Consider the following 20,760-nt stretch of genomic DNA (forward strand, 5'->3'; position numbering starts at 1 on the left):
GCGACTGCCGTCGGCGGCGCCCGCCACGGGCGGGGTGGAGACGGTCGGGGTGGGGGCAGTCATCAGGAGACGGCCTTGTCCCAGTTCTCGGCGAGGGTGGCGTTGGCCTTGTCCAGCTCGGCGGACTCGGGGAAGGTCGGTGTTCCCTCGACCTGCGGGAGCTTGGCGACGAAGGTCTTGTCGGCCGTGCCGTCCGTGGTCATGGCGGGCAGCAGCACGGGACGGGCGTAGCCCTTCAGCCAGAGGTTCTGGCCCTCGGCGCTGTAGAGGAACTCCATCCACAGCCGGGCGGCGGCCGGGTGCGGCGCGTCCTTGTTGATGGCCTGCGAGTAGTACTGCGCGTAGACGCCGTCGCTCGGGATGGCGACCTTCCAGTCCACGCCCTTGCCCTTGAACTGGTCGGCGTAACTGGCGTTGAGGTAGTCCCAGTCGATGGAGATGGGCGTCTCGCCCTTCTCGACCGTGGCCGGGGTGGACTCGACGGGAATGAAGTTGCCGTTCTTCTTCAGCTTGCCGAAGAAGTCGATACCGGGCTGGATGTCGCCGAAGGAGCCCTTGTTGGCGAGGGCCGCCGCATAGACACCGCCGAAGGCCGAACCGGACTTGGTGGGATTGCCGTTGAGCGCCACCTTGCCCTTGTACTCGGGCTTGAGGAGATCGGCGAAGGTCTCCGGGCAGGTCTTGATACGGGAGGCGTCGCAGCCGATGGAGACATAGCCGCCGTAGTCGTTGAACCAGCGGCCGTCCTTCTCCTTCTGGGCGTCGGGGATCTTGTCCCAGGCCTCGACCTTGTACGGCGCGAAGAGGTTCTCGGCCGCACCGCTGCGGGCGAAGGCGATACCGAGGTCGAGCACGTCGGGAGCGCGGTCCTGGCCCTTGCGGGACTTGACGGCGGCGATCTCGTCGGAGCTGGAACCGTCCGGGTTCTCGCTGTTGACCTTGATCTTGTACTTGGCCTCGAACGCCTTGATGACCTCGCCGTAGTTCGCCCAGTCCGGCGGAAGGGCGATCGCGTTCAGCTCGCCCTCCTTCTCGGCTGCGGCGACCAGGTCCTTCAGTCCGCCGAAGTCGGCGGCGGAGGTGGCGGCGGCGGAGTCGGCGGTCTTGGCGGATTCCTCGGGTGCCGCACCACAGGCGGTGAGCACGGTGAGCGCGGCGGTGCTGAGCGCCAGGGCGGCTGCCAGCCGGCCGTTGGCGCGGACGCGGATTCGGGTCACGCGGTGTCTCCCGGAGCGAAGAGAGGGTGTCACTTGTTCATACAAGCTGGCATCAGTTCGCCCGGTCCAGATGACTCCGGAGTGAACGAATGATGGCGGCGACAGCACGGCCCGAGGAAGACCAATCCTTACAACTAGCTGGTCGGCACAGCTTTTCAGGGAGTATTTCAGGAAGAATTGACGCTCAACAGGGCATCCCGGGGTCCGGACACCTGATAGGACGTGCGGTTAGAGTGAGAGCCAGGTCCGCGGCAGGTAGGCGCACCTGTGCACAGTTCGTTATTCAACAGTTGTGTCATCCGTGTCATCGATGGGGGCAGGCGTGGGCAGTTCGCGGTATCTGGAGATCGCGGAGGCGCTGCGGCAGTCGATCCTGGGCGGCGAGTATCCGGTCGGCGCCCGGCTGCCCTCGGAGAGCGATCTCGCGGCCCGCTGGTCGGTCTCGCGCGGCACGGTACGGCAGGCGGTGGGGCTGCTCGCCTCGGACGGGCTGATCGGCTCCCGGCAGGGAGCGCGGCGTGTCGTACTGCGCCAGGAGCGCCGGCACAGCTTCCAGCAGCTCAACAGCTTCGCGCAGTGGGCGCAGGCGATGGGCTCCGAGGTCTCCAGCCGCATTCTCAGCCGTACGGCACGGCCCGCCACCACCGAGGAGACCGCGCGCCTCGGAGTCGCGCCGGGCAGCGAGGTGCTGTACGTCGTACGGCTGCGCCGGCTCGACGGCGAGCCCGTGATGGTCGAACGGACCGCGTACACGGACTGGGTGGCGCCGGTCGTGCGCGCGCTGCCCGAGGATGTCGTGTCGATCATGAACAGCATCGCGGAGAACGCGGACATCGTCGCCCACTACGGCGAGCATCTGATCGACGCCGTCGCGGCGGGCAGCGAGGACGCGCGGCTGCTGCGGGTCCGCCGGGGCAGCCCGCTGCTGCGCCAGCGCCATCTCACATACACGGCCGCGGGCCGGCCGATCGAGTGGACGGACGACCGCTACCGCGCGGGCAGTGTTGCCTTCAGTGTGAGCAACTCCGCGGCGGCGGCGCCGCTGGAGCGCCAAGCGGGCCCGGACGTCACTCCGCAGCCGCCGCGCCCGGCGGCATAGTCACGGGCGCCTACGGAGACCTCAGCCGCCCGAGGTGTCCAGCTCGGCCTCCGCGCCGACGCCCGCGCAGTCGTACGGGTCCTTCAGCCAGCCGTCCGGCAGGACGACCCGGTTGTTGCCGGACGTACGGCCGCGCGGCCCGTCCGCGCCGTCGGGCCACGGCTGGTCGAGATCGAGCCCCGACAGCAGCGCGTCCAGCTCGGCCAGGGACGAGGTGACCGCCAGTTCCCTGCGGAGCTGCGAGCCGACCGAGAAGCCCTTCAGATACCAGGCCACGTGCTTACGGAAGTCGATCACGCCACGCGCCTCGTCCCCGAGCCACTCCCCCAGCAGCTCCGCATGGCGCCGCATGACCGCCGCGACCTCCCGCAGCGCCGGGCGCGCCAAGATGGCCTCATGGCCTCCGGCCTCGGGATCCGTACCCTCGAAGGCCGCGACCAGATCGCCGAAGAGCCAGGGCCGGCCCAGACAGCCGCGCCCTACGACGACTCCGTCGCAGCCGGTCTCGCGCATCATCCGCAGCGCGTCCCGCGCCGACCAGATGTCGCCGTTGCCGAGCACCGGGATCTCCGGGACATGCTCCTTGAGCCGCGCGATCGCGTCCCAGTCCGCCGTACCGCCGTAGTGCTGCGCGGCCGTCCTGCCGTGCAGCGCGATCGCCGTGACGCCCTCCTCGACCGCGATCCGCCCGGCGTCCAGATAAGTGAGGTGATCGTCGTCGATGCCCTTGCGCATCTTCATCGTCACGGGCAGCTCTCCGGCGTTGGACACCGCCTCATGCAGAATCGCGCGCAGCAGCGGGCGCTTGTACGGAAGGGCCGAACCGCCGCCCTTCCGTGTCACCTTGGGCACCGGGCAGCCGAAGTTGAGATCGACGTGATCGGCCAGATCCTCGTCCACGATCATCCGGACCGCTTTGCCGACGGTCACCGGATCCACTCCGTAGAGCTGGATCGAGCGCGGAGTCTCGGTCGCGTCGAAGCGGATGAGCTGCATGGTCTTCTCGTTGCGCTCGACCAGCGCCCGTGTGGTGATCATCTCGCTCACGAACAGCCCTTTGCCGCCGCTGAATTCACGGCACAGCGTCCGGAACGGCGCGTTCGTGATCCCGGCCATGGGCGCGAGCACCACCGGCGGACACACGGTGTGCGGCCCGATGGCGAGAGGAGAGGCGGCGAGCGCGGCGAGTGAAGCGGTCATCCGGCCATTGTCCCGCATGACGCGCCGCGTATGACTGAGGTCATTAGTTAGCCGTACTATCGACGTATGCCCGAGCTGAGCCACCGGCGGCGCCTCCTTGTCCTCGCCATCTGCTGTATGAGTCTGCTGCTCGTCAGCCTGGACAACACCGTCCTCAATGTCGCCCTGCCCTCCATCCAGCGTGAGCTGCACGCCTCCGTCTCCGGGCTCCAGTGGACGATCGACGCGTACACGCTCGTTCTCGCCTCGCTCCTGATGCTCTCGGGCTCCACGGCCGACCGAATAGGCCGCCGCCGCGTCTTCAAGATCGGGCTCGTCCTCTTCACGCTCGGCTCGCTGCTCTGCTCCCTCGCGCCGAACCTCGAATCGCTGGTCGCCTTCCGTATGGTGCAGGCCGTCGGCGGCTCGATGCTCAATCCGGTCGCGATGTCGATCATCACCAACACCTTCACCGAACCACGCGAGCGCGCCCGCGCCATCGGTGCCTGGGGCGCCGTCGTCGGTGTCTCCATGGCGGCGGGACCGCTGGTCGGCGGGCTGCTGGTGGACTCGGTCGGCTGGCGGTCGATCTTCTGGATCAATCTCCCGATCGGTCTCGCCGCGCTCCTGCTGACCTGGCGCTATGTCCCGGAGTCCCGTGCTCCGAAGCCGCGCCGTCCCGATCCCGTGGGCCAGCTTCTGGTCATCGGCGTACTCGGCGCCCTGACCTACGCGATCATCGAGGCGCCCGTGGCCGGGCTGACCTCGCCGCTGATCCTGTCGTTCGCCGCCGTCTCGGCCCTCTCCCTGATCGGTCTGACGCTGTACGAGCCGAGGCGCGCGGAGCCGCTGATCGATCTGCGCTTCTTCCGCAGCGCGCCCTTCAGCGGAGCGACCGTGATCGCCGTCTGCGCCTTCGCCGCGCTCAGCGGCTTCCTCTTCCTCAACACGCTCTATCTCCAGAACGTACGAGGACTGTCCGCGCTGCACGCCGGGCTCTACATGCTGCCGATGGCGACCTTGACCTTCCTCTGCGCGCCGCTGTCGGGCCGGCTCGTCGGCAGCCGCGGCCCTCGGCTCTCGTTGCTGGTCGCCGGGACCGCGATGACGGCGAGCGGACTCCTGTTCGCCACGAGCGACGCGGAGGCGACAAACGCGCTGCTGTTCACCGGCTATGTCCTGTTCGGTCTGGGCTTCGGCATGGTGAACGCGCCGATCACCAATACCGCCGTCTCCGGGATGCCGCGCTCCCAGGCGGGCGTCGCCGCCGCGGTCGCCTCCACCAGCCGTCAGATCGGCGGGACGCTCGGTGTCGCGGTGATCGGCGCGGTGCTGGCGGGCGGAGTGGCCGGCGCCGCCTCCTCCGCGACCTACGCGGCGAGCTTTACGGACGCGAGCCGGCCGGCCTGGTGGATCATCACCGCCTGCGGTCTGTGCGTCCTGCTCATCGGCGCGCTGACCAGCGGCGCGTGGGCCCGTAGAACAGCGCGGCACACGGCGGAACGGCTGGAGCCGGCCGGTGCTCAGACCGCCGCGGGCATCAAGTCGTGAAGCCGTTCGAGCCGGGCCCTGGACTCGTCGTCCACCGGGACATAGCTGACCAGCCGGGGCCCTGAGGACGGTCCGAGCCAGAGGTTGGTGTGCTCCAGATTGAGCTGTCCCACCCGGGCGTTGACGAACCGCTTGGTCTTGTCGCCGACGGCGACCACTTCGTGCCGCTCCCAGATCTCCCGGAACTCCGAGGAGGCGGAGCGCAGCCGTCCGAGCAGCGTCTTCCACGCGGGCTCCGCGAGATGCTCGGCCATGGCGGCCCGGAACTTGGCCGCCATCACCCGGATCGTCTCGTCGCGATTGCCGAGCGCGGCGCGCCATTCCTCATTGGTGAAGGCCGGCCACATGCAATTGCGGTCCTCGGGCGCCAGCGCGTCCAGATCGCACATCAGATGCCCATAGGTGCGGTTGTACGCGAGGATGTCGTACCGCCCGTTCTGCACGCACGCCGGATAGGGCTCAAGGCGCTCCAGCATCCGCCGCAGCGCGGGCGTGACGGTCGGGCAGGGCGTCCCGGGAGCGGGATCGACGGCGCCGGCGAGCGCGAAGAGATGCGCGCGCTCGCTGCGGTCGAGCAGCAGCGCGCGGGCAAGCGCTTCGAGCACCTGCACGGAGACCTGGATGGGACGGGCCTGCTCCAGCCAGGTGTACCAGGTGACACCGACAGCGGAGAGCTGGGCGACCTCCTCCCGCCGCAGTCCGGGCGTACGGCGCCGGCTGCCGCGGGCGAGGCCCACCTGCTCGGGCATGATGCGCTCGCGGCGGCTGCGCAGAAAGGCGGCCAGCTCATGGCGGCGGATGTCCGTTTCCTGTACAGCCGTGGTCATCCTCCCAGCGTGCCGTATGTCCCAGACCATTGCCAGGTGGTGTGAGTACCAGGATGAGCCCCGTAGGTACCAGGCTGAGCGCAAGAGTCGAGCACATGAGCCGAGCGCATGACGAGCGGTGCGCGCGGAAGGCACGCACCGCATGTGCTCCTTGCCTCAATGGCGTTGCTTCACTCGCGTACGTCGCTTCACTTGCGCTTTCCGCGCGACTCCACCGCCGAGTCGGGGCCCGGCGAGACAATCGACTCATGGCCGTCCTCACCGCGCACCTTGAAGGGCGGCGTCCCGTTCGGCCCCAGCACCTCCACGATCTCCACGACACGGTCGTGCTTGCCGACCACCCTGCCGTGCATCACCAGGCGGTCACCCTTGCTTGCTTTCATGCCGCACTCCCAAGCCGCTCATCGACGCCCATCCATGTCACTGGCTGTGATCATCAGTGTACGGAATGTCCGGTTCCGTGTCGCCCTGAGCATCTCCGCGGACCTCGGCGGACCTCTCGGCCCGTGCCGGGTAGTTCATGTACCAGGATAAAGACACTCTGGTACCAGGGTGAGTGTCGCGCGATTGTGGTAGCCGTGAGTACAGCTTCCGCGAAAAACACCCCGAACGCGGCAACGGCCCCGGTTGCGGTCCCGTCCACCGGCGTGGCCGCTCCGGACGGGGCCTCGGGCGGATCTCCTGTCGTCCATGACCATGGTTCGGTGCTGGGCACGCTCGGTCTCTTCACCGTGCTGCTCGGTGCGTCACTTCCACTGATCGACTTCTTCATCGTCAATGTCGCCCTGCCGACCATCGACCACGATCTGGCCGCCGGTCCCGCCCTTCTCGAACTGGTGGTGGCCGGATACGGGCTCGCGTACGCCGTGCTGCTCGTGCTCGGCGGCCGGCTCGGCGACATGTTCGGCCGGCGCAGGCTCTTCCTCGCCGGTATGGCCGCCTTCGGCCTCACCTCGCTCATCTGCGGTATCGCGCCCAACGCCTGGACGCTGGTCGGCGCCCGGGTCGCCCAGGGCGCCGCCGCCGCGCTGATGCTGCCGCAGGTGCTGGCCACGATCCATGCCTCGACCAGCGGACAGCGCCGCGCCAAGGCGGTCAGTCTGTACGGCGCCACCGCCGGCCTCGCGATGGTGGCGGGCCAGATCCTCGGCGGCGTACTGGTCTCCGCGAATATCGCCGGCAGCGGCTGGCGCGCGATCTTCCTGGTGAATGTGCCGGTCGCGCTGCTCGGTCTGGTCCTGGCGTTCCGTTCCGTGCCGGAGACCCGCTCGCAGCGGCCCGCGCCCATCGACACGCCGGGAACGATTCTGCTGGCCGTCTCGCTGGTGACGCTGCTGGCGCCGCTCACGGAGGGCAGGGCGGCCGGCTGGCCGGTCTGGACATGGATCTCGCTCGCCGCGTTCCCGGTCGCCGCGTACGCCTTTGTCCGCGTGGAGCGCCGGGCCGACCGGCAGGGCAGGACGCCGCTCGTACCGCCGAGTCTGCTCGCACTGGTCACGCTCCGCCGTGGACTGACACTGCTGCTGCCTTTCTCGATCGGCTTCGGCGGCTTCATGTTCGTGATCGCGATCGCGCTTCAGCAGGGCCTCGGCATGGGAGCGGTCACGGCGGGCATCGCGCTGGTGCCGATGGCGGTGGCGTTCTTCGCCGCCTCGCTGGCCGGACCGCGGCTGGTACGACGCTACGGCAGCCTGGTGGTGACGGCGGGCGCGGTGTCCCAGACGGTCGGTGTCGCCCTGCTGGTGCTTACCCTCTGGAGCCGCTGGCCCTCGGTCGGCGTAACGGAACTGCTGCCCGGCGTCGCGCTGGCCGGTCTCGGCCAGGGCTTCCAACTGCCGGTCATCATCCGGATCGTGCTCTCCGACATCCCGTCGGAGCGGGCCGGAGTGGGCAGCGGAGTGATGGTCACCGGCCAGCAGTCCGCGCTGGCGCTCGGTGTGGCGACGCTGGGCTCGCTCTTCCTCTCGCTGACCGCCGCGATGGGGATGCGGGACGCTCTGGTGATCACTCTGCTGACACAGCTCGGACTGGTCGTCCTGACGGGACTGCTCAGTCTGCGGCTGCCGCGCTCGGTGGGCTGACGCCGGCACAGGGAACGTGCCGTAGGGGCCGATCGGTGCATCGCGCACGCCGGGCACGCCGAGCACGCCGACGGGCCCGGACCGAGGTGGTCCGGGCCCGTCGCCCATCTCTGTATCAGTGCCGTGCGTCAGTCCTGCGCGGTGGATCCCTGCGCGGTGGATCCTTCGGCCGTCTCCGGCGCCGGCGCGGTGTCCTCTGCGCCCTCGCCCTCGCCCTGTCCGGCGGCACGCTCGCGCATCTTGCGCAGCAGCTCCGCCTTCTGGTCGGCGGCGGCCTTGCGGTCGGCGTTACGCGCGGGGCCGTTGCCCTGCTGATCGGCGCGGGACAGCTTCTTGCGCTGTCCGCCCACGCCGAGAAGGTTGTTGCGGCTCTTTGCCACGGGGTTCTCCCGAAGTGATGAGAAGTGATCTGCGGATTCGTCGGTGGGGGGCGGGCCGTGACCGCCGCGCTCTCACTCGTAGATCTGGAAGAACATGCCAGTGACGCTACCACCGGCCGGGACCCGGACGTAACGCAATTTTGGCGAGCATCAGCCATAGCGGCTGACAGAAATTGAAATCTGTCATCCGCCATGTCATGGTTGTCGGTGTCACTCCCGGCCCACTCCGATCCACCGCGATCCACATGGAGGAACACGCCATGGCCGCCAATCACGCCAGTCCCGCCCTTCCCGCCCGCCGCCTCGGCACCACCGGCCCGCTGACCGCCGCCATCGGCCTCGGCTGCATGGGCATGTCCGGGATGTACGGCGAAGGCGACCGCGCCGAGTCGATCGCCACCATCCACGCGGCCCTGGACGCGGGCATCACACTGCTCGACACGGGCGACTTCTACGGAATGGGCCACAACGAGCTGTTGATCAACGAGGCACTGAGCACCGCTCCGGCCGCCGCGCGTGAACGGGCCCTGATCAGCGTCAAGTTCGGCGCCCTTCGCGATCCGGACGGCGGCTGGAGCGGCTATGACGGCCGTCCGGCGGCCGTGAAGAACTTCGCCGCGTACTCCCTGCGGCGCCTCGGCACCGATCACATCGACATCTACCGGATCGCCAGGATCGATCCCGACGTCCCGATCGAGGAGACCGTCGGCGCCATCGCCGAGCTGGTGCAGGCGGGTCATGTCCGCCATATCGGTCTCTCCGAGGCCGGCAGCGGAACCATCCGCCGCGCGGCCTCCACGGCCCCGATCTGCGATCTCCAGATCGAGTATTCACTGATCTCACGCGGTATCGAGGCAGAGATCCTGCCCACCGTCCGTGAGCTGGGCATCGGTGTGACGGCGTACGGCGTGCTCTCGCGCGGGCTGATCAGCGGCCACTTCACCCGCGACCGGGCGCTGGGCCCGACCGACTTCCGTGCGGTGAGCCCGCGCTTCCAGGGTGACAATCTCGAACACAACCTCGGGCTGGTGGAGTCCCTGCGGAAGATCGCCGAGCAGAAGGGCGTCACCGTCGCCCAGATCGCCATCGCCTGGGTGCTCTCCCGTGGCGAGGACATCGTGCCGCTCGTCGGCGCGCGCAGCCGGGACCGGCTGACCGAGGCCCTGGGCGCCGTCGGGCTCACGCTGGACGCGGAGGATCTCGCCGCCATCGAGCGCGCGGTGCCGGCCGACGCCGCCGCGGGCGACCGCTATCCGACCGCCCAGATGGCACACCTCGACAGCGAGCGATGACCCCCCACAGCCGGTGCCGACCGCGACGGCTCACCCGTCGGGTTGTCGGACCTGACAGGTAATGTCATCTGTCGCGTCCCGCCGTATGAGCCTCCCGCCGTACGGGCCACGAAAGGTCGGACATCCATGGCCACCGAGAGCCTGACCGCCGAGCGGATCCTCGAAGCCACCGAGGAGGTGCTGCGCCGTTACGGGCCGGCGAAGGCCACGGTCCTCGATGTGGCCCGGGTGCTCGGCGTCAGCCATGGCAGTGTCTACCGGCACTTCCGTACGAAGGCGGCGCTGCGCGAGGCGGTCACCGCGCGCTGGCTGAGCCGTACGGAAGTGGCGCTGGCGCGGATCACGGAGGGAGCGCGGAAGCCGGGCGCTGGGCCTGGAGCCGGGCCGGGGACGGAGGCGCAGGCCGGTCCGAAGGCCGAGGCGCAGGCCGGTCCGGACGTGGAGCGGGTGCCCGAGCCCGGACCGGAGAAGCTGCGGGACTGGCTGCTGACGCTCTTCGACACCAAGCGCCACAAGGCGGGCGACGATCCCGAGCTGTTCGCGACCTTCTCGGGGCTCATCGACGAGAGCAGTGGTGTGGTCGACGCGCATCTCACCGAGCTGACGCGCCAGCTCACTCGGATCGTCGAAGAGGGCGTACGGGCGGGCGAGTTCGTCGCGGCGGACCCGGCCACGACGGCGGGCGCGGTCTTCGCCGCCACGGCCCGCTTCCACGATCCCGCGTATGCGCCGGAGTGGCGGAAGCCCACGATCGACGACGAGTTCAGCGCCGTCTGCGATCTGGTGCTGCGCGGTCTGCGGCCCTGAGCGGGGCGGCGCGCGACGAGCGTATCCACGCCGCCGCAGGCCGCCTTGGAGCCGCGGCTCCCGCTCGTCAGCCGCCGGCCGGGTCCACCGTCGCCTGGTGGGCCTCGGTGAGATGTTCCTGTGCCTTCAGCCACGGCAGGAACTGCGCGTTCTTGTGCCAGCCGCAGGTGTCACAGATCAACGACCGCTGTACACCCGCCTTCTGGACGCGTACGACATGTTCACGTCCGTGCTGATCCCATCTGCTGACCTTGCTGGTGGTCGTGGACGGCATCCGTGCCTCCTGTTGACGCGTGGGCCCAGTGTGCAACGAAGCCCCCGGTTCCGTGGTGGAACCGGGGGCTTCGAGCCACGACCGTGACCGTCGGGCGGTCACCGGCCGCGATCAGCGGTCGGTCAGCAGCCCATCAGCCGGCCACCGAGATAGCTCTGGATCTGGTCCAGCGAGACACGCTCCTGCTTCATCGTGTCGCGCTCGCGCACGGTCACCGCGTTGTCGTCGAGGGTGTCGAAGTCGACGGTCACACAGAACGGCGTACCGATCTCGTCCTGCCGGCGGTAGCGACGGCCGATGGCGCCCGCGTCGTCGAACTCGATGTTCCAGTTGCGCCGCAGGTCCTCGGCGAGGCCCTTGGCCTTCGGCGAGAGCTGCGCGTTGCGGGAGAGCGGCAGCACGGCCACCTTGACCGGCGCGAGGCGCGGGTCGAGCCGCATCACGGTGCGCTTCTCCAGCACGCCCTTGGCGTTGGGCGCCTCGTCCTCGTTGTACGCGTCGAGGAGGAAGGCGAGCATCGCGCGGCCGACACCGGCGGCCGGCTCGATCACATACGGAGTCCAGCGCTCGCCGGCCTCCTGGTCGAAGTACACCAGGTCGTGACCGGACGCCTTGGAGTGCGCGTTGAGGTCGTAGTCGGTGCGGTTGGCGACGCCCTCCAGCTCGCCCCACTCGCTGCCGCCGAACGAGAAGCGGTACTCGATGTCGGCGGTGCGCTTGGAGTAGTGGGAGAGCTTCTCCTTCGGGTGCTCGAACCAGCGCATGTTCTCCTCACGGAGACCAAGGTCGCGGTACCAGTTCCAGCGCTGCTCCATCCAGTACTCCTGCCACTGCTCGTCCTCGCCCGGCTTGACGAAGAACTCCATCTCCATCTGCTCGAACTCACGCGTGCGGAAGATGAAGTTGCCCGGAGTGATCTCGTTCCGGAAGGACTTGCCCATCTGCGCGATACCGAACGGCGGCTTCTTGCGCGAAGTCTGCTGGACCTGGGCGAAGTTGGTGAAAATGCCCTGCGCGGTCTCGGGCCGGAGGTAGGCGACCGAGCCGGTGTCCTGCGTGGGGCCGAGGTGGGTGGAGAGCAGACCGGAGAACTGCTTAGGCTCGGTGAAGGTGCCCTTGTTGCCACAGTTGGGGCAGTTGAGGTCGGCGAGGCCATTCGCGGGGGCCTTGCCGTGCTTCTCCTCGTACGCCTCTTCAAGATGGTCCGCACGGAACCGCTTGTGGCAGGAGGTGCACTCGGTGAGCGGATCGGTGAAGGTCGCGACGTGACCGGACGCCTCCCAGACCTCCGTGGCCAGGATCACCGATGAGTCGATACCGACAACGTCCTCGCGCGAGGTGACCATGTAGCGCCACCACTGGCGCTTGATGTTCTCCTTCAGCTCGACTCCGAGCGGCCCGTAGTCCCAGGCGGCTTTCTGCCCACCGTAGATCTCACTGGACGGGTAGACGAAGCCACGGCGCTTGCTCAGGTTGACGATGGTGTCGATCTTGTCGGCGGCCACGGTGCTCTCTTCATTACGACGACGACGAACGCGAATGCTTCAGATTAGCGGCGGGCGCACCCCTTCGATCAAATCGGTGCGCGGGAAGAGACATACCCGCCGCTTGTTGACAATCGTTTCCAGTTTTGTTGAAAATGACTGTCATGAACGCACGACGCCTGATACCCACCGCCACCCTCGCCGGAGCTGTCACGCTCGGTCTGGTGGCGCTGTCCGCCTGCTCCTCCTCCGACGCCGCCGACCAGAAGAGCGGTGACAAGCTCGCGGTCACGGCGTCGTTCTACCCGATGGAATTCCTGGCCCAGCAGATCGGCGGTGATCATGTCTCGGTCACCACCCTCACCAAGCCGGGCGTCGAGCCGCACGATCTTGAGCTGAAGCCCCGGCAGACCGCCGAGCTCGGCGAATCGGACGTCATTCTCTATCTCAAGGGTATCCAGCCCGCCGTGGACAAGGCCATCGACCAGTCCGGAGTGGGACAGATCGTCGACGCGGCCTCCCTGACCGCGCTGGAGAAGCACGGCACCGAGGTCGGGCATGTCCACGGCGGCGACGAGCACAGCGCCGACGAGCACGCGGCCGAGGAGGGCACTCCGGACGGCAACGATCCGCACATCTGGCTCGACCCGGTGAAGTACGCCGAGGTCGCCCAGGGCGTCGGCGCCGCCCTGGAGAAGGCCGACCCGGACAACGCGGACGCGTACCGGAAGAACACGGACGCGCTGGTCGGCAAGCTCGGCGCGCTGGACACCGCGTTCAAGCAGGGCCTCACGGACACCTCCACCAAGACCTTCATCACCACCCACGCCGCCTTCGGTTATCTCGCGGAGCGCTACGGCCTGGAGCAGGAGGCGATCGCCGGTATCGATCCGGAGGCCGAGCCCAGTCCGGCCCGGATCAAGGAACTGGAGACCATCGCGAAGCAGGACAAGGTCAGCACCGTATTCTTCGAGACGCTCGCCAGCGACAGGACCGCCAAGACCATCGCGGCGGACTCGGGACTGAAGACGGACGTCCTGGACCCGCTGGAAGGAATTACGGACCGGTCCAAGGGCGATGACTACATCGAGGTCATGCAGGCCAACCTCGCCGCGCTGCAAAAGGCACTCGGCGCGAAATGAACCGGCCGACGGCAGCAACGGAGGCACGGCACATGGCGACCACGGAGAGCGGCAAACAGGCCCGAGAGGCACGAGCGCCGGAGACCGCGCAAGCGCCTGAGGCCGCGACGGCGCACACCGGCACGGGCACCCGTCCCGCCGGGACCGGTAGCCCCGAGGACCGCCTCTCGATGCCCGGCCCCCGGCGTGCTTCGGAGACGGCCGGGACCACAGCCACCGCGGACGGAGGACCCGCTGCTCAGCGGCTCGCGCCGGTCGTCTCCGTCCGCGGTGCCACCGCCACGCTCGGCTCCCGCACCGTGCTGCGCGGTATCGACCTCACCGTGCACCGCGGTGAGGTCGTCGCCCTCCTCGGCGCCAACGGTTCCGGCAAGTCCACCGCCGTACGTTCCGTGATCGGCCAGGTCCCGCTGACCGGTGGCGAGATATCGCTCTTCTCGACACCGCTGCGCCGCTTCCGCGACTGGGCGCGCGTCGGTTACGTACCGCAGCGCACCACCGCGGCGAGCGGAGTGCCCGCGACCGTCCACGAGGTCGTCTCCTCCGGCCGGCTCTCCCGTACGAAGTTCCGCCCGCCCTCCAAGGCCGACCGCGCGGCCGTCCAGGAGGCCATCGAGCTGGTCGGGCTGGCCGACCGCGCCAAGGACTCCGTGGACGCGCTCTCCGGCGGCCAGCACCAGCGTGTACTGATAGCCAGGGCGCTCGCCGCCGGGCCCGAGCTGCTGATCATGGACGAGCCGATGGCGGGCGTCGATCTGGCCAGCCAGGACATCCTCGCGGCGACGCTGCGCGAGCAGGTGGCCGCCGGTACGACCGTGCTGCTCGTCCTCCATGAACTGGGCCCGCTGGAGCCGCTGATCGACCGCGCGGTGGTGCTGCGCGACGGCTGTGTGACCCACGACGGGCCGCCGCCACAGGCCCTCGGCCAGCACGCCCTGCCCGGCCACGATCATGTCCATCCCCACGCGGCCGGCGAGCCGCTCCGTACAGGACTGCTGACCTGACCATGGAATTCCTCCAGACCGCGTTCATGCAGCGCGCGTTGATCGCGGCCGTGCTGGTCGGTATCACCGCGCCCGCCGTCGGTATCTATCTTGTGCAGCGCCGCCAGGCGCTGATGGGCGACGGCATCGGCCATGTCGCCATGACCGGCGTCGGTCTGGGCTTTCTGCTCTCCGCCAGCCCGGTGTGGACCGCGACGCTGGTCTCGGTGGCCGGTGCCATCACGATGGAGCTGATCAGGGCGTACGGCCGCACCCGCGGCGATATCGCGCTGGCGATGCTCTTCTACGGCGGGATGGCCGGCGGTGTCCTGCTGATCAATCTCGCGCCGAACGGCTCGAACGCCAATCTCAGTTCGTATCTCTTCGGTTCTCTGTCGACGGTCTCACCGTCGGACGTGACCGCGATCTCGCTGCTCGCCGCCTTTGTGGTGCTGGTGACGGTGGGGCTGCGGCGCCAGCTCTTCGCGGTCAGCCAGGACGAAGAGTTCGCCCGGGTCACCGGACTGCCAGTACGTGCGCTGAATCTGCTGATCGCGGTCACGGCCGCGGTGACGGTCACCGTCGCCATGCGGGTGGTGGGACTGCTGCTGGTCAGCGCGCTGATGGTGGTGCCGGTGGCGGCGGCCCAGCAGATCACCCGGTCGTTCGCGGTCACCTTCGTGCTCTCGGTGGTGATCGGTACGGCGGTGACGCTCGCCGGTACGGTCACCTCGTACTACCAGGACGTACCGCCGGGCGCGACGATCGTGCTGCTGGCGATCGGCGTCTTCGTGGTGCTGACGGTCCTCGCCACGCCGTTGGCGGGACGGCGGGCCAGGGCGCTGCGGAGTGCCGAGGCGGCAGGGCAGACCGTGACCGCGGGCATACCCGGCGTAACGCCCGCTCAGGACGGTTCGGCCGGCCGCCGGTCCACGGACGATCTCACAGTCTGACCGCGAGCCGGTCACGAACTGGCAGAATGGCCCGAGGGAAGCGGGCAGTGCCCGGTGGATTCGGGCAGAGGCAAGGAGGCACCTGTGACGACTGCGCCCAGCGGTGGATCGAGTGCGGCCCCCGTGCGCGGCCGATCGACCCGCCAGCGTGCCGCGGTGGCGGCGGCGCTCGACGAGGTCGACGAGTTCCGCAGCGCGCAGGAGCTCCACGACATGCTCAAGCACCGCGGTGACTCGGTCGGACTGACCACGGTGTACCGCACGCTCCAGTCCCTCGCCGACGCCGGCGAGGTCGATGTGCTGCGGACGAACGACGGCGAGTCCGTCTACCGCCGCTGCTCGACCGGCGACCACCACCACCATCTTGTCTGCCGGGTCTGCGGAAAGGCCGTCGAGGTCGAGGGACCCGCGGTGGAGCAGTGGGCCGAGACGATTGCGGCGCAGCACGGATATGTGAGCGTGGCGCACACGGTGGAGATCTTCGGCACCTGCGCCGAATGCGCGGAGTGCGCGGGCCAGGCCGCGCGGAACTAGCGGAGCTATCACCGCGTGTCCGGTCGGGTGCCGGGTACCGGGCGGGCGGGAAGCCGGCCCGGCAACCGAGGAGACGGCACCCGGGGAAAGAGCGCCGGACGGCTCAGCCCTGCGGAAACTCCTCCATCTCCGGCTGGTCCGGATTGGGCATCGCACCGCCGAAGCGCCGGTCCCTGGAGGCGAATTCAAGACAGGCCCGCCACAGATCCCTGCGGTCGAAGTCCGGCCACAGCACGTCCTGGAAGACCATCTCCGCGTAACTGCTCTGCCAGATCAGATAGTTGGATGTGCGCTGCTCGCCGCTGGGCCGCAGGAAGAGATCCACGTCCGGCATGTCCGGGTAGTAGAGATACTTCGCGAACGTCTTCTCATTCACCTTGGCCGGATCGAGCTTGCCCGACGCCACATCCGCCGCGAGCGCCTGCGCCGCGTCCGCGATCTCCGCGCGCCCGCCGTAATTGACGCAGAAGTAGAGCGTCATGGCGTCGTTGTCCTTGGTCTGCTCCTGCGCGACCTGGAGCTCCTGGACGACCGACTTCCACATCTTGGGCATCCGGCCGACCCAGCGGATCCGGATGCCCAGCTCGTCCATCTCGTCCCGGCGGCGCCGGATGACATCGCGGTTGAAGTTCATGAGGAAGCGCACCTCGTCGGGCGTGCGCTTCCAGTTCTCGGTGGAGAAGGCGTACAGGGAGAGGTTCTTGACGCCCATCTCCAGACAGCCCTTGAGCACATCTAGGACGACGCCCTCGCCGACCTTGTGGCCCTCGGTGCGCGGCAGCCCGCGCTCCTTGGCCCAGCGGCCGTTCCCGTCCATCACACACGCCACATGCTGCGGCACCAGCTCGGCGGGGATCTTCGGTGGCCGCGCGCCCGAAGGGTGCGGCTCGGGCGTCTTGTACTCGCGGCGGGAACGTCCCAGGAATCCGCGTCGTGCCATGCGCTCTCGTCTCCCAAATCTTCGCTGTGTATCAGTGCTACGTATCAGTTCTTCTCTACGTATCTGAGCGAGCGCAGACCGCGCTCCAGGTGCCAGTGCAGATAGGCGGACACCAGCCCGCTGCCCTCCCTGACATGTCGCGCCTCGCACGCGTCAGCCGTCTCCCAGTCGCCGGTCAGCAGCGCGCTCAGCAGTCCGACGGCCTCAGCAGAGGGTACGACGCTGCCGGGCACCCGGCAGTCGCCGCATATGACCCCGCCCGCCGCCACGGAGAAGAAACGATTGGGCCCGTGGAGTCCGCACTTGGCGCAGTCGTCGAAGCTCGGCGCGTATCCGTTGACCGCGAGGGAGCGCAACAGAAAGGCGTCCAGGATGAGATGAGGCGCGTGCTCACCACGGGCGAGCGTACGCAGCCCGCCGACCAGGAGCAGATACTGCTGGACGGCCGGCTCGCCCTCGTGGTCGGTGAAGCGCTCGGCGGTCTCCAGCATCGCCGTCCCCGCGGTGTAGCGGGCGTAGTCGGTGACGATGCCGCCACCGTACGGAGCGATGGTCTCGCTCTGGGTGCACAGCGGCAGACCACGGCCGATGAGCTCACTGCCGCGCGCGAAGAACTGCACATCGACATGGGAGAACGGCTCCAGCCGCGCCCCGAACTTGGACTTCGTCCGCCGCACGCCTCGGGCGACGGCGCGGACACGGCCGTGGCCGCGGGTCAGAAGCGTGATGATGCGGTCGGCCTCACCGAGCTTCTGGGTGCGCAGCACGACGCCGTCGTCCCGGAACAGACTCATGGCGTCATTCTCCCGCATGCGCACGGGCCGCCGAGCCGCCCGTGCACGGGCCCGGACAGACCCGCCTGTCATATGCCGCAGGCGGCGGCTCAGCAGGGCGGCTCAGCAGGCGCTTGAGGAGGCGCTCAGACCGCTCTCAGGAGGGCGTTCCCGATGCCGCCAGCAGCAGCCTCTCCGTGTCGTCCGAGCACAGCAGCAGCGCGCCGCCGACGATGCTGAGCACCTCGCGCTCCGCCGGGCTGTACGGTCCGTCCGCCACGGCGATCCTGGCGCCCTGGAGCACGATCGACTCCCGGCCCGCCGGGGCGAGATGCGGCGCCAGCGGCTCCAGCGCCTCGTGCAGTTCGATGGCGAGCGCCGCGCCGCACGGGCCCGGATCCAGATCCGGGTCCACGACGAACCGGCCGGTGTCGGCGGCGAGCGCCTCCACCAGATCGGTGAGCCGGTCCTCCGTGCAGTCCTCGAATCCGGCCGCGCGGACGGTGTGGACCGCGGTCTCCCTGACCGTACGGGAGGAGATCCCGCCGGCCGCGAGGACGGCGAGCGCGACGGTGTGCACGGCGTCACGGAGCATCGCGGAGAAGCGGATGGTGGTGGGATGATCGAGGATGTCCGTGCCGAAGTGGGCGTGGCAGGCCGCGCATTCGATCACCGGGCCGGCGACTCCGCGCGCGAGCAGAGGAACGCCGAGGACGGTGAACCGGCGACGGCCGGTGCGACGGCGGTAGTTGCGGTCGCCTCCGCAGTCGGGACAGAAGAACTCGCCGTCGCCGACGGTGTTCCAGGACGTACGAATGCCGCAGATGCACACTTTTCGGCCGCTTGATCCCTGAGCTGGCAGCACGTCGCGCACCTCCGTAACGCTCCGGCAACATTGCCGCGTTGAGTGATGTTAGCCACATCGCCCGGGCCCCGTCAGTACCGCGGCGTGAGATCGCCACGACATGGCTGAACCCCGCCCACCGCGAACGGTGGACGGGGCTCGTAAACGCCCAGGTGAACGCTTGGATCAGTGGCTCATGAGCACTCTGCCGACGCCGTCAACGGGTCGCGCGGTTGACGGCGGAGATGACCGCCTTGAGTGACGCCCGGGTGGTGTTCGCGTCGATCCCGATGCCCCAGAGCACCTTTCCGTCGATCGCGCACTCGATGTACGAGGCGGCCTGGGCGCTCGCGCCCTCGCTCATCGTGTGTTCCTGGTAGTCCAGGAGCCTGGCGTCCACTCCGACGGCGGCCAGGGCCTCGAAGAACGCGGAGATGGGACCGTTGCCGGTGCCGGTGAGCGCCGTCTCCGTACCGTCCACGACGGCCTGGACGGTCAGGGTGTCGCGGCCGTCCGTGCCAGTCGTGCTCTGGCCGGAGCGGAGCTGGATCCGGCCCCAGGCGTTGTCCGGGTTGGGCAGGTACTCGTCCTGGAAGACGGACCAGATCTGGCCGGGTGTGACCTCGCCGCCCTCGGCGTCGGTCTTGGCCTGAATGATGCGGGAGAACTCGATCTGCATCCGGCGCGGCAGGTCCAGCTTGTGCTCGTTCTTCAGGACGTAGGCGATACCGCCCTTGCCGGACTGCGAGTTGACCCGGATGACCGCCTCGTAGGAGCGGCCCACGTCCTTCGGGTCGATCGGCAGATACGGCACGGCCCACTCGGTCTCCTCGACCGTGACGCCTCGCGCGGCGGCGTCGGCCTCACGCGCGTCGAAGCCCTTCTTGATGGCGTCCTGGTGGGAGCCGGAGAAGGCGGTGTAGACCAGATCACCCGCATACGGGTGGCGCGGGTGGATCTCCATCTGATTGCAGTACTCGCTGGTCCGGCGGATCTCGTCGATCTGCGAGAAGTCGATCTGCGGGTCGACGCCCTGCGAGAAGAGGTTCATGCCCAGGGTCACCAGATCGACATTGCCGGTGCGCTCGCCCTGGCCGAACAGACAGCCCTCGATCCGGTCCGCGCCGGCCATCAGCGCCAGCTCGGCGGCGGCGACGGCGGTACCGCGGTCGTTGTGCGGATGTACGGAGAGACAGACGGACTCACGGCGCGACAGATGCCGCGACATCCACTCGAAGCGGTCCGCGTGCGTCGACGGCGTCGAACGCTCCACGGTGGCAGGCAGATTGAGAATGATCTCCCGGCCGGCCTCGGGCTGCCAGACATCCATGACGCCTTCGCAGACCTCCAGGGCGAAGTCCAGCTCGGTGTCGGTGAAGATCTCCGGGCTGTACTGGTAGCCGAAGGTGGTCTCAGGGCCCAGGATCTTCTCCGCGTACTCCATCACCAGCCGGGTGCCGTCCACGGCGATCTGCCTGACCTGCTCCTTCGTGCCGCGGAAGACGACGCGGCGGAAGGTGGGAGCGGTGGCGTTGTAGAGATGGACGGTCGCGCGGTGAGCGCCGCGCAGGGACTCGACCGTACGCTCGATCAGCTCCTCGCGCGCCTGCGTCAGGACGGAGATCGTCACGTCCTCGGGGACCGCGCCCTCTTCGATGATCGACCGTACGAAGGCGAAGTCGGTCTCACCGGAGGACGGGAAGCCGACCTCGATCTCCTTGTAGCCCATACGGACCAGCAGATCGAACATCTCCCGCTTGCGGGCCGGTGACATGGGATCGATCAGCGCCTGGTTGCCGTCGCGCAGATCGGTGGAGAGCCAGCGCGGCGCGACGGTGATCCGGTTGTCGGGCCAGGTGCGGTCGGGGATGTCCACGGCCTCGTACCGGCCGTACTTGTGGATGGGCATCCCGGACGGGCGCTGGGTGTGCGTCGCGTTGGTGACGGGCGTCGGGCTGCCGACGGAGGCGACGGAAGATTCGGACATTGCGCAGGGCTCCTCGTGTGTCCACTGGGACGGCCGACGGGGCGCGATCACCGCAACGCCAGACTCCGCGGGGAGGGGGTCGGCCTACGACTACAGGCCCTCGCCGCGGCAGCTAAGGAGAAGCAGCCCGAAACGCATGATGCGAGGGAGCCTAGCCGAGCCGCGCGGTCCTCGCCGGTCCGTATCAGAATGCGGAACCGGAACCGCCCTCTCCTCGATCCACGAAGGTATTCCCCAGGCGTCCGTAGATCACTCCATTTCAGCAACATTGGTCGCAATGGGTGCAATCTCCGTGACGGAGTGCCACATTGCCTTCATGGACGCCATCACTCCCGTTTTCTGCACCATCGTGCCGCCGCATGTGCTGGACAAGCTCGCGTGGGCGGACGATCCGGCCGTCTCCGGGCCCGCCC

Annotated in this window: 20 protein-coding genes; 9 read left to right on the forward strand and 11 right to left on the reverse strand. The window is 68.7% G+C overall.

What is annotated here, in order from left to right; genetic code table 11:
- Positions 1-62: 62 nt before the first annotated feature.
- Positions 63-1,217, reverse strand: coding sequence for an ABC transporter substrate-binding protein (locus GA0115259_RS16990; protein ID WP_176732575.1), 1,155 nt, complete (start codon positions 1,215-1,217; stop codon positions 63-65).
- Between the two features lie 322 nt (positions 1,218-1,539).
- Between GA0115259_RS16990 and GA0115259_RS16995 the strand changes: the two genes are divergently transcribed.
- Positions 1,540-2,316, forward strand: coding sequence for a GntR family transcriptional regulator (locus tag GA0115259_RS16995; protein ID WP_093597388.1), 777 nt, complete (start codon positions 1,540-1,542; stop codon positions 2,314-2,316).
- A gap of 21 nt (positions 2,317-2,337) precedes the next feature.
- Here the strand turns inward: GA0115259_RS16995 and dusB are convergent, their stop codons facing one another.
- Positions 2,338-3,534, reverse strand: a complete 1,197-nt coding sequence (gene dusB / locus GA0115259_RS17000) for a tRNA dihydrouridine synthase DusB (RefSeq protein ID WP_093597391.1) — start codon at positions 3,532-3,534, stop codon at positions 2,338-2,340.
- 48 nt (positions 3,535-3,582) lie between these two features.
- Between dusB and GA0115259_RS17005 the strand changes: the two genes are divergently transcribed.
- A complete protein-coding gene (locus tag GA0115259_RS17005; protein ID WP_093597394.1) occupies positions 3,583-5,046 on the forward strand; it encodes an MFS transporter in 1,464 nt (487 codons plus the stop codon).
- Here the strand turns inward: GA0115259_RS17005 and GA0115259_RS17010 are convergent.
- Entirely contained in the window at positions 5,019-5,873 is an 855-nt protein-coding gene (locus GA0115259_RS17010) for a helix-turn-helix transcriptional regulator (RefSeq protein ID WP_093597397.1), read from the reverse strand. The two genes, GA0115259_RS17005 and GA0115259_RS17010, sit on opposite strands and share 28 nt — an antisense overlap.
- 188 nt (positions 5,874-6,061) lie before the next feature.
- The gene (locus tag GA0115259_RS17015) at positions 6,062-6,256 is read right to left on the reverse strand and encodes a DUF1918 domain-containing protein (protein ID WP_093597400.1); all 195 of its coding nucleotides are present in this window, start codon (positions 6,254-6,256) and stop codon (positions 6,062-6,064) included.
- Between the two features lie 264 nt (positions 6,257-6,520).
- Here GA0115259_RS17015 and GA0115259_RS17020 point away from each other — a divergent pair, with 264 nt between their 5' ends.
- On the forward strand, positions 6,521-7,954 hold the full coding sequence (locus tag GA0115259_RS17020; RefSeq protein WP_370748025.1) for an MFS transporter: 1,434 nt from the start codon (positions 6,521-6,523) through the stop codon (positions 7,952-7,954).
- Positions 7,955-8,082: 128 nt separating this feature from the next.
- Here GA0115259_RS17020 and GA0115259_RS17025 read toward each other — a convergent pair whose 3' ends face one another.
- Positions 8,083-8,334: a DUF6243 family protein gene (locus GA0115259_RS17025; RefSeq protein ID WP_093597405.1), complete on the reverse strand. Its 252-nt coding sequence runs from the start codon at positions 8,332-8,334 to the stop codon at positions 8,083-8,085.
- A 260-nt stretch (positions 8,335-8,594) separates the two neighbouring features.
- On the opposite strand from GA0115259_RS17025, the gene GA0115259_RS17030 reads away from it, so the two are divergent.
- Positions 8,595-9,626, forward strand: a complete 1,032-nt coding sequence (locus tag GA0115259_RS17030; RefSeq protein ID WP_093597444.1) for an aldo/keto reductase — start codon at positions 8,595-8,597, stop codon at positions 9,624-9,626.
- Positions 9,627-9,752: 126 nt separating this feature from the next.
- The gene (locus GA0115259_RS17035; RefSeq protein WP_093597408.1) at positions 9,753-10,433 is read left to right on the forward strand and encodes a TetR/AcrR family transcriptional regulator; all 681 of its coding nucleotides are present in this window, start codon (positions 9,753-9,755) and stop codon (positions 10,431-10,433) included.
- A 67-nt stretch (positions 10,434-10,500) separates the two neighbouring features.
- Here the strand turns inward: GA0115259_RS17035 and GA0115259_RS17040 are convergent, their stop codons facing one another.
- Together GA0115259_RS17040 and GA0115259_RS17045 are read right to left on the reverse strand one after the other, a co-directional pair.
- Positions 10,501-10,707 (reverse strand): hypothetical protein, encoded by a 207-nt coding sequence (locus GA0115259_RS17040; protein ID WP_093597411.1) that lies wholly within the window; start codon positions 10,705-10,707, stop codon positions 10,501-10,503.
- A gap of 122 nt (positions 10,708-10,829) precedes the next feature.
- Entirely contained in the window at positions 10,830-12,212 is a 1,383-nt protein-coding gene (locus GA0115259_RS17045) for a glycine--tRNA ligase (RefSeq protein WP_093597414.1), read from the reverse strand.
- A 143-nt stretch (positions 12,213-12,355) separates the two neighbouring features.
- On the opposite strand from GA0115259_RS17045, the gene GA0115259_RS17050 reads away from it, so the two are divergent.
- The 4 genes from GA0115259_RS17050 to GA0115259_RS17065 all read left to right on the forward strand — a co-directional run bounded on the left by GA0115259_RS17050 (position 12,356) and on the right by GA0115259_RS17065 (position 15,803).
- Positions 12,356-13,333: a metal ABC transporter substrate-binding protein gene (locus tag GA0115259_RS17050; protein ID WP_093597417.1), complete on the forward strand. Its 978-nt coding sequence runs from the start codon at positions 12,356-12,358 to the stop codon at positions 13,331-13,333.
- 32 nt (positions 13,334-13,365) lie between these two features.
- Entirely contained in the window at positions 13,366-14,337 is a 972-nt protein-coding gene (locus GA0115259_RS17055) for a metal ABC transporter ATP-binding protein (RefSeq protein ID WP_237540112.1), read from the forward strand.
- A 2-nt stretch (positions 14,338-14,339) separates the two neighbouring features.
- Positions 14,340-15,269 (forward strand): metal ABC transporter permease, encoded by a 930-nt coding sequence (locus GA0115259_RS17060; RefSeq protein WP_093597420.1) that lies wholly within the window; start codon positions 14,340-14,342, stop codon positions 15,267-15,269.
- A gap of 84 nt (positions 15,270-15,353) precedes the next feature.
- The gene (locus GA0115259_RS17065) at positions 15,354-15,803 is read left to right on the forward strand and encodes a Fur family transcriptional regulator (protein ID WP_093597423.1); all 450 of its coding nucleotides are present in this window, start codon (positions 15,354-15,356) and stop codon (positions 15,801-15,803) included.
- Positions 15,804-15,906: 103 nt separating this feature from the next.
- Here GA0115259_RS17065 and GA0115259_RS17070 read toward each other — a convergent pair whose 3' ends face one another.
- From GA0115259_RS17070 to leuA, 4 genes are all read right to left on the reverse strand, one after another.
- Positions 15,907-16,743: an isoprenyl transferase gene (locus tag GA0115259_RS17070; RefSeq protein WP_093597426.1), complete on the reverse strand. Its 837-nt coding sequence runs from the start codon at positions 16,741-16,743 to the stop codon at positions 15,907-15,909.
- 44 nt (positions 16,744-16,787) lie between these two features.
- Entirely contained in the window at positions 16,788-17,537 is a 750-nt protein-coding gene (recO, locus tag GA0115259_RS17075; protein WP_093597429.1) for a DNA repair protein RecO, read from the reverse strand.
- A gap of 136 nt (positions 17,538-17,673) precedes the next feature.
- Positions 17,674-18,381 carry a TerB family tellurite resistance protein gene (locus tag GA0115259_RS17080; protein ID WP_093597451.1) on the reverse strand — a complete coding sequence of 236 codons (708 nt, stop codon included), beginning with the start codon at positions 18,379-18,381 and terminating at the stop codon, positions 17,674-17,676.
- A gap of 196 nt (positions 18,382-18,577) precedes the next feature.
- A complete protein-coding gene (leuA, locus tag GA0115259_RS17085; RefSeq protein WP_093597432.1) occupies positions 18,578-20,347 on the reverse strand; it encodes a 2-isopropylmalate synthase in 1,770 nt (589 codons plus the stop codon).
- Positions 20,348-20,760: the final 413 nt, after the last annotated feature.

The organism is Streptomyces sp. MnatMP-M17 (assembly GCF_900091995.1).
In the GTDB taxonomy this organism is placed as follows: Bacteria; Actinomycetota; Actinomycetes; order Streptomycetales; family Streptomycetaceae; genus Streptomyces.

Bases quoted from the DNA above. Each gene is read 5' to 3' on its own strand.
- GA0115259_RS17055 (WP_237540112.1), top strand. From the start codon at position 13,366: ATGGCGACCACGGAGAGCGGCAAACAGGCCCGAGAGGCACGAGCGCCG.
- dusB (WP_093597391.1), bottom strand. From the start codon at position 3,534: ATGCGGGACAATGGCCGGATGACCGCTTCACTCGCCGCGCTCGCCGCC.
- GA0115259_RS17030 (WP_093597444.1), top strand. From the start codon at position 8,595: ATGGCCGCCAATCACGCCAGTCCCGCCCTTCCCGCCCGCCGCCTCGGC.
- GA0115259_RS17035 (WP_093597408.1), top strand. From the start codon at position 9,753: ATGGCCACCGAGAGCCTGACCGCCGAGCGGATCCTCGAAGCCACCGAG.
- GA0115259_RS17060 (WP_093597420.1), top strand. From the start codon at position 14,340: ATGGAATTCCTCCAGACCGCGTTCATGCAGCGCGCGTTGATCGCGGCC.
- GA0115259_RS17040 (WP_093597411.1), bottom strand. From the start codon at position 10,707: ATGCCGTCCACGACCACCAGCAAGGTCAGCAGATGGGATCAGCACGGA.
- GA0115259_RS17015 (WP_093597400.1), bottom strand. From the start codon at position 6,256: ATGAAAGCAAGCAAGGGTGACCGCCTGGTGATGCACGGCAGGGTGGTC.
- recO (WP_093597429.1), bottom strand. From the start codon at position 17,537: ATGAGTCTGTTCCGGGACGACGGCGTCGTGCTGCGCACCCAGAAGCTC.
- GA0115259_RS17005 (WP_093597394.1), top strand. From the start codon at position 3,583: ATGCCCGAGCTGAGCCACCGGCGGCGCCTCCTTGTCCTCGCCATCTGC.
- GA0115259_RS17010 (WP_093597397.1), bottom strand. From the start codon at position 5,873: ATGACCACGGCTGTACAGGAAACGGACATCCGCCGCCATGAGCTGGCC.
- GA0115259_RS17070 (WP_093597426.1), bottom strand. From the start codon at position 16,743: ATGGCACGACGCGGATTCCTGGGACGTTCCCGCCGCGAGTACAAGACG.
- GA0115259_RS17050 (WP_093597417.1), top strand. From the start codon at position 12,356: ATGAACGCACGACGCCTGATACCCACCGCCACCCTCGCCGGAGCTGTC.
- leuA (WP_093597432.1), bottom strand. From the start codon at position 20,347: ATGTCCGAATCTTCCGTCGCCTCCGTCGGCAGCCCGACGCCCGTCACC.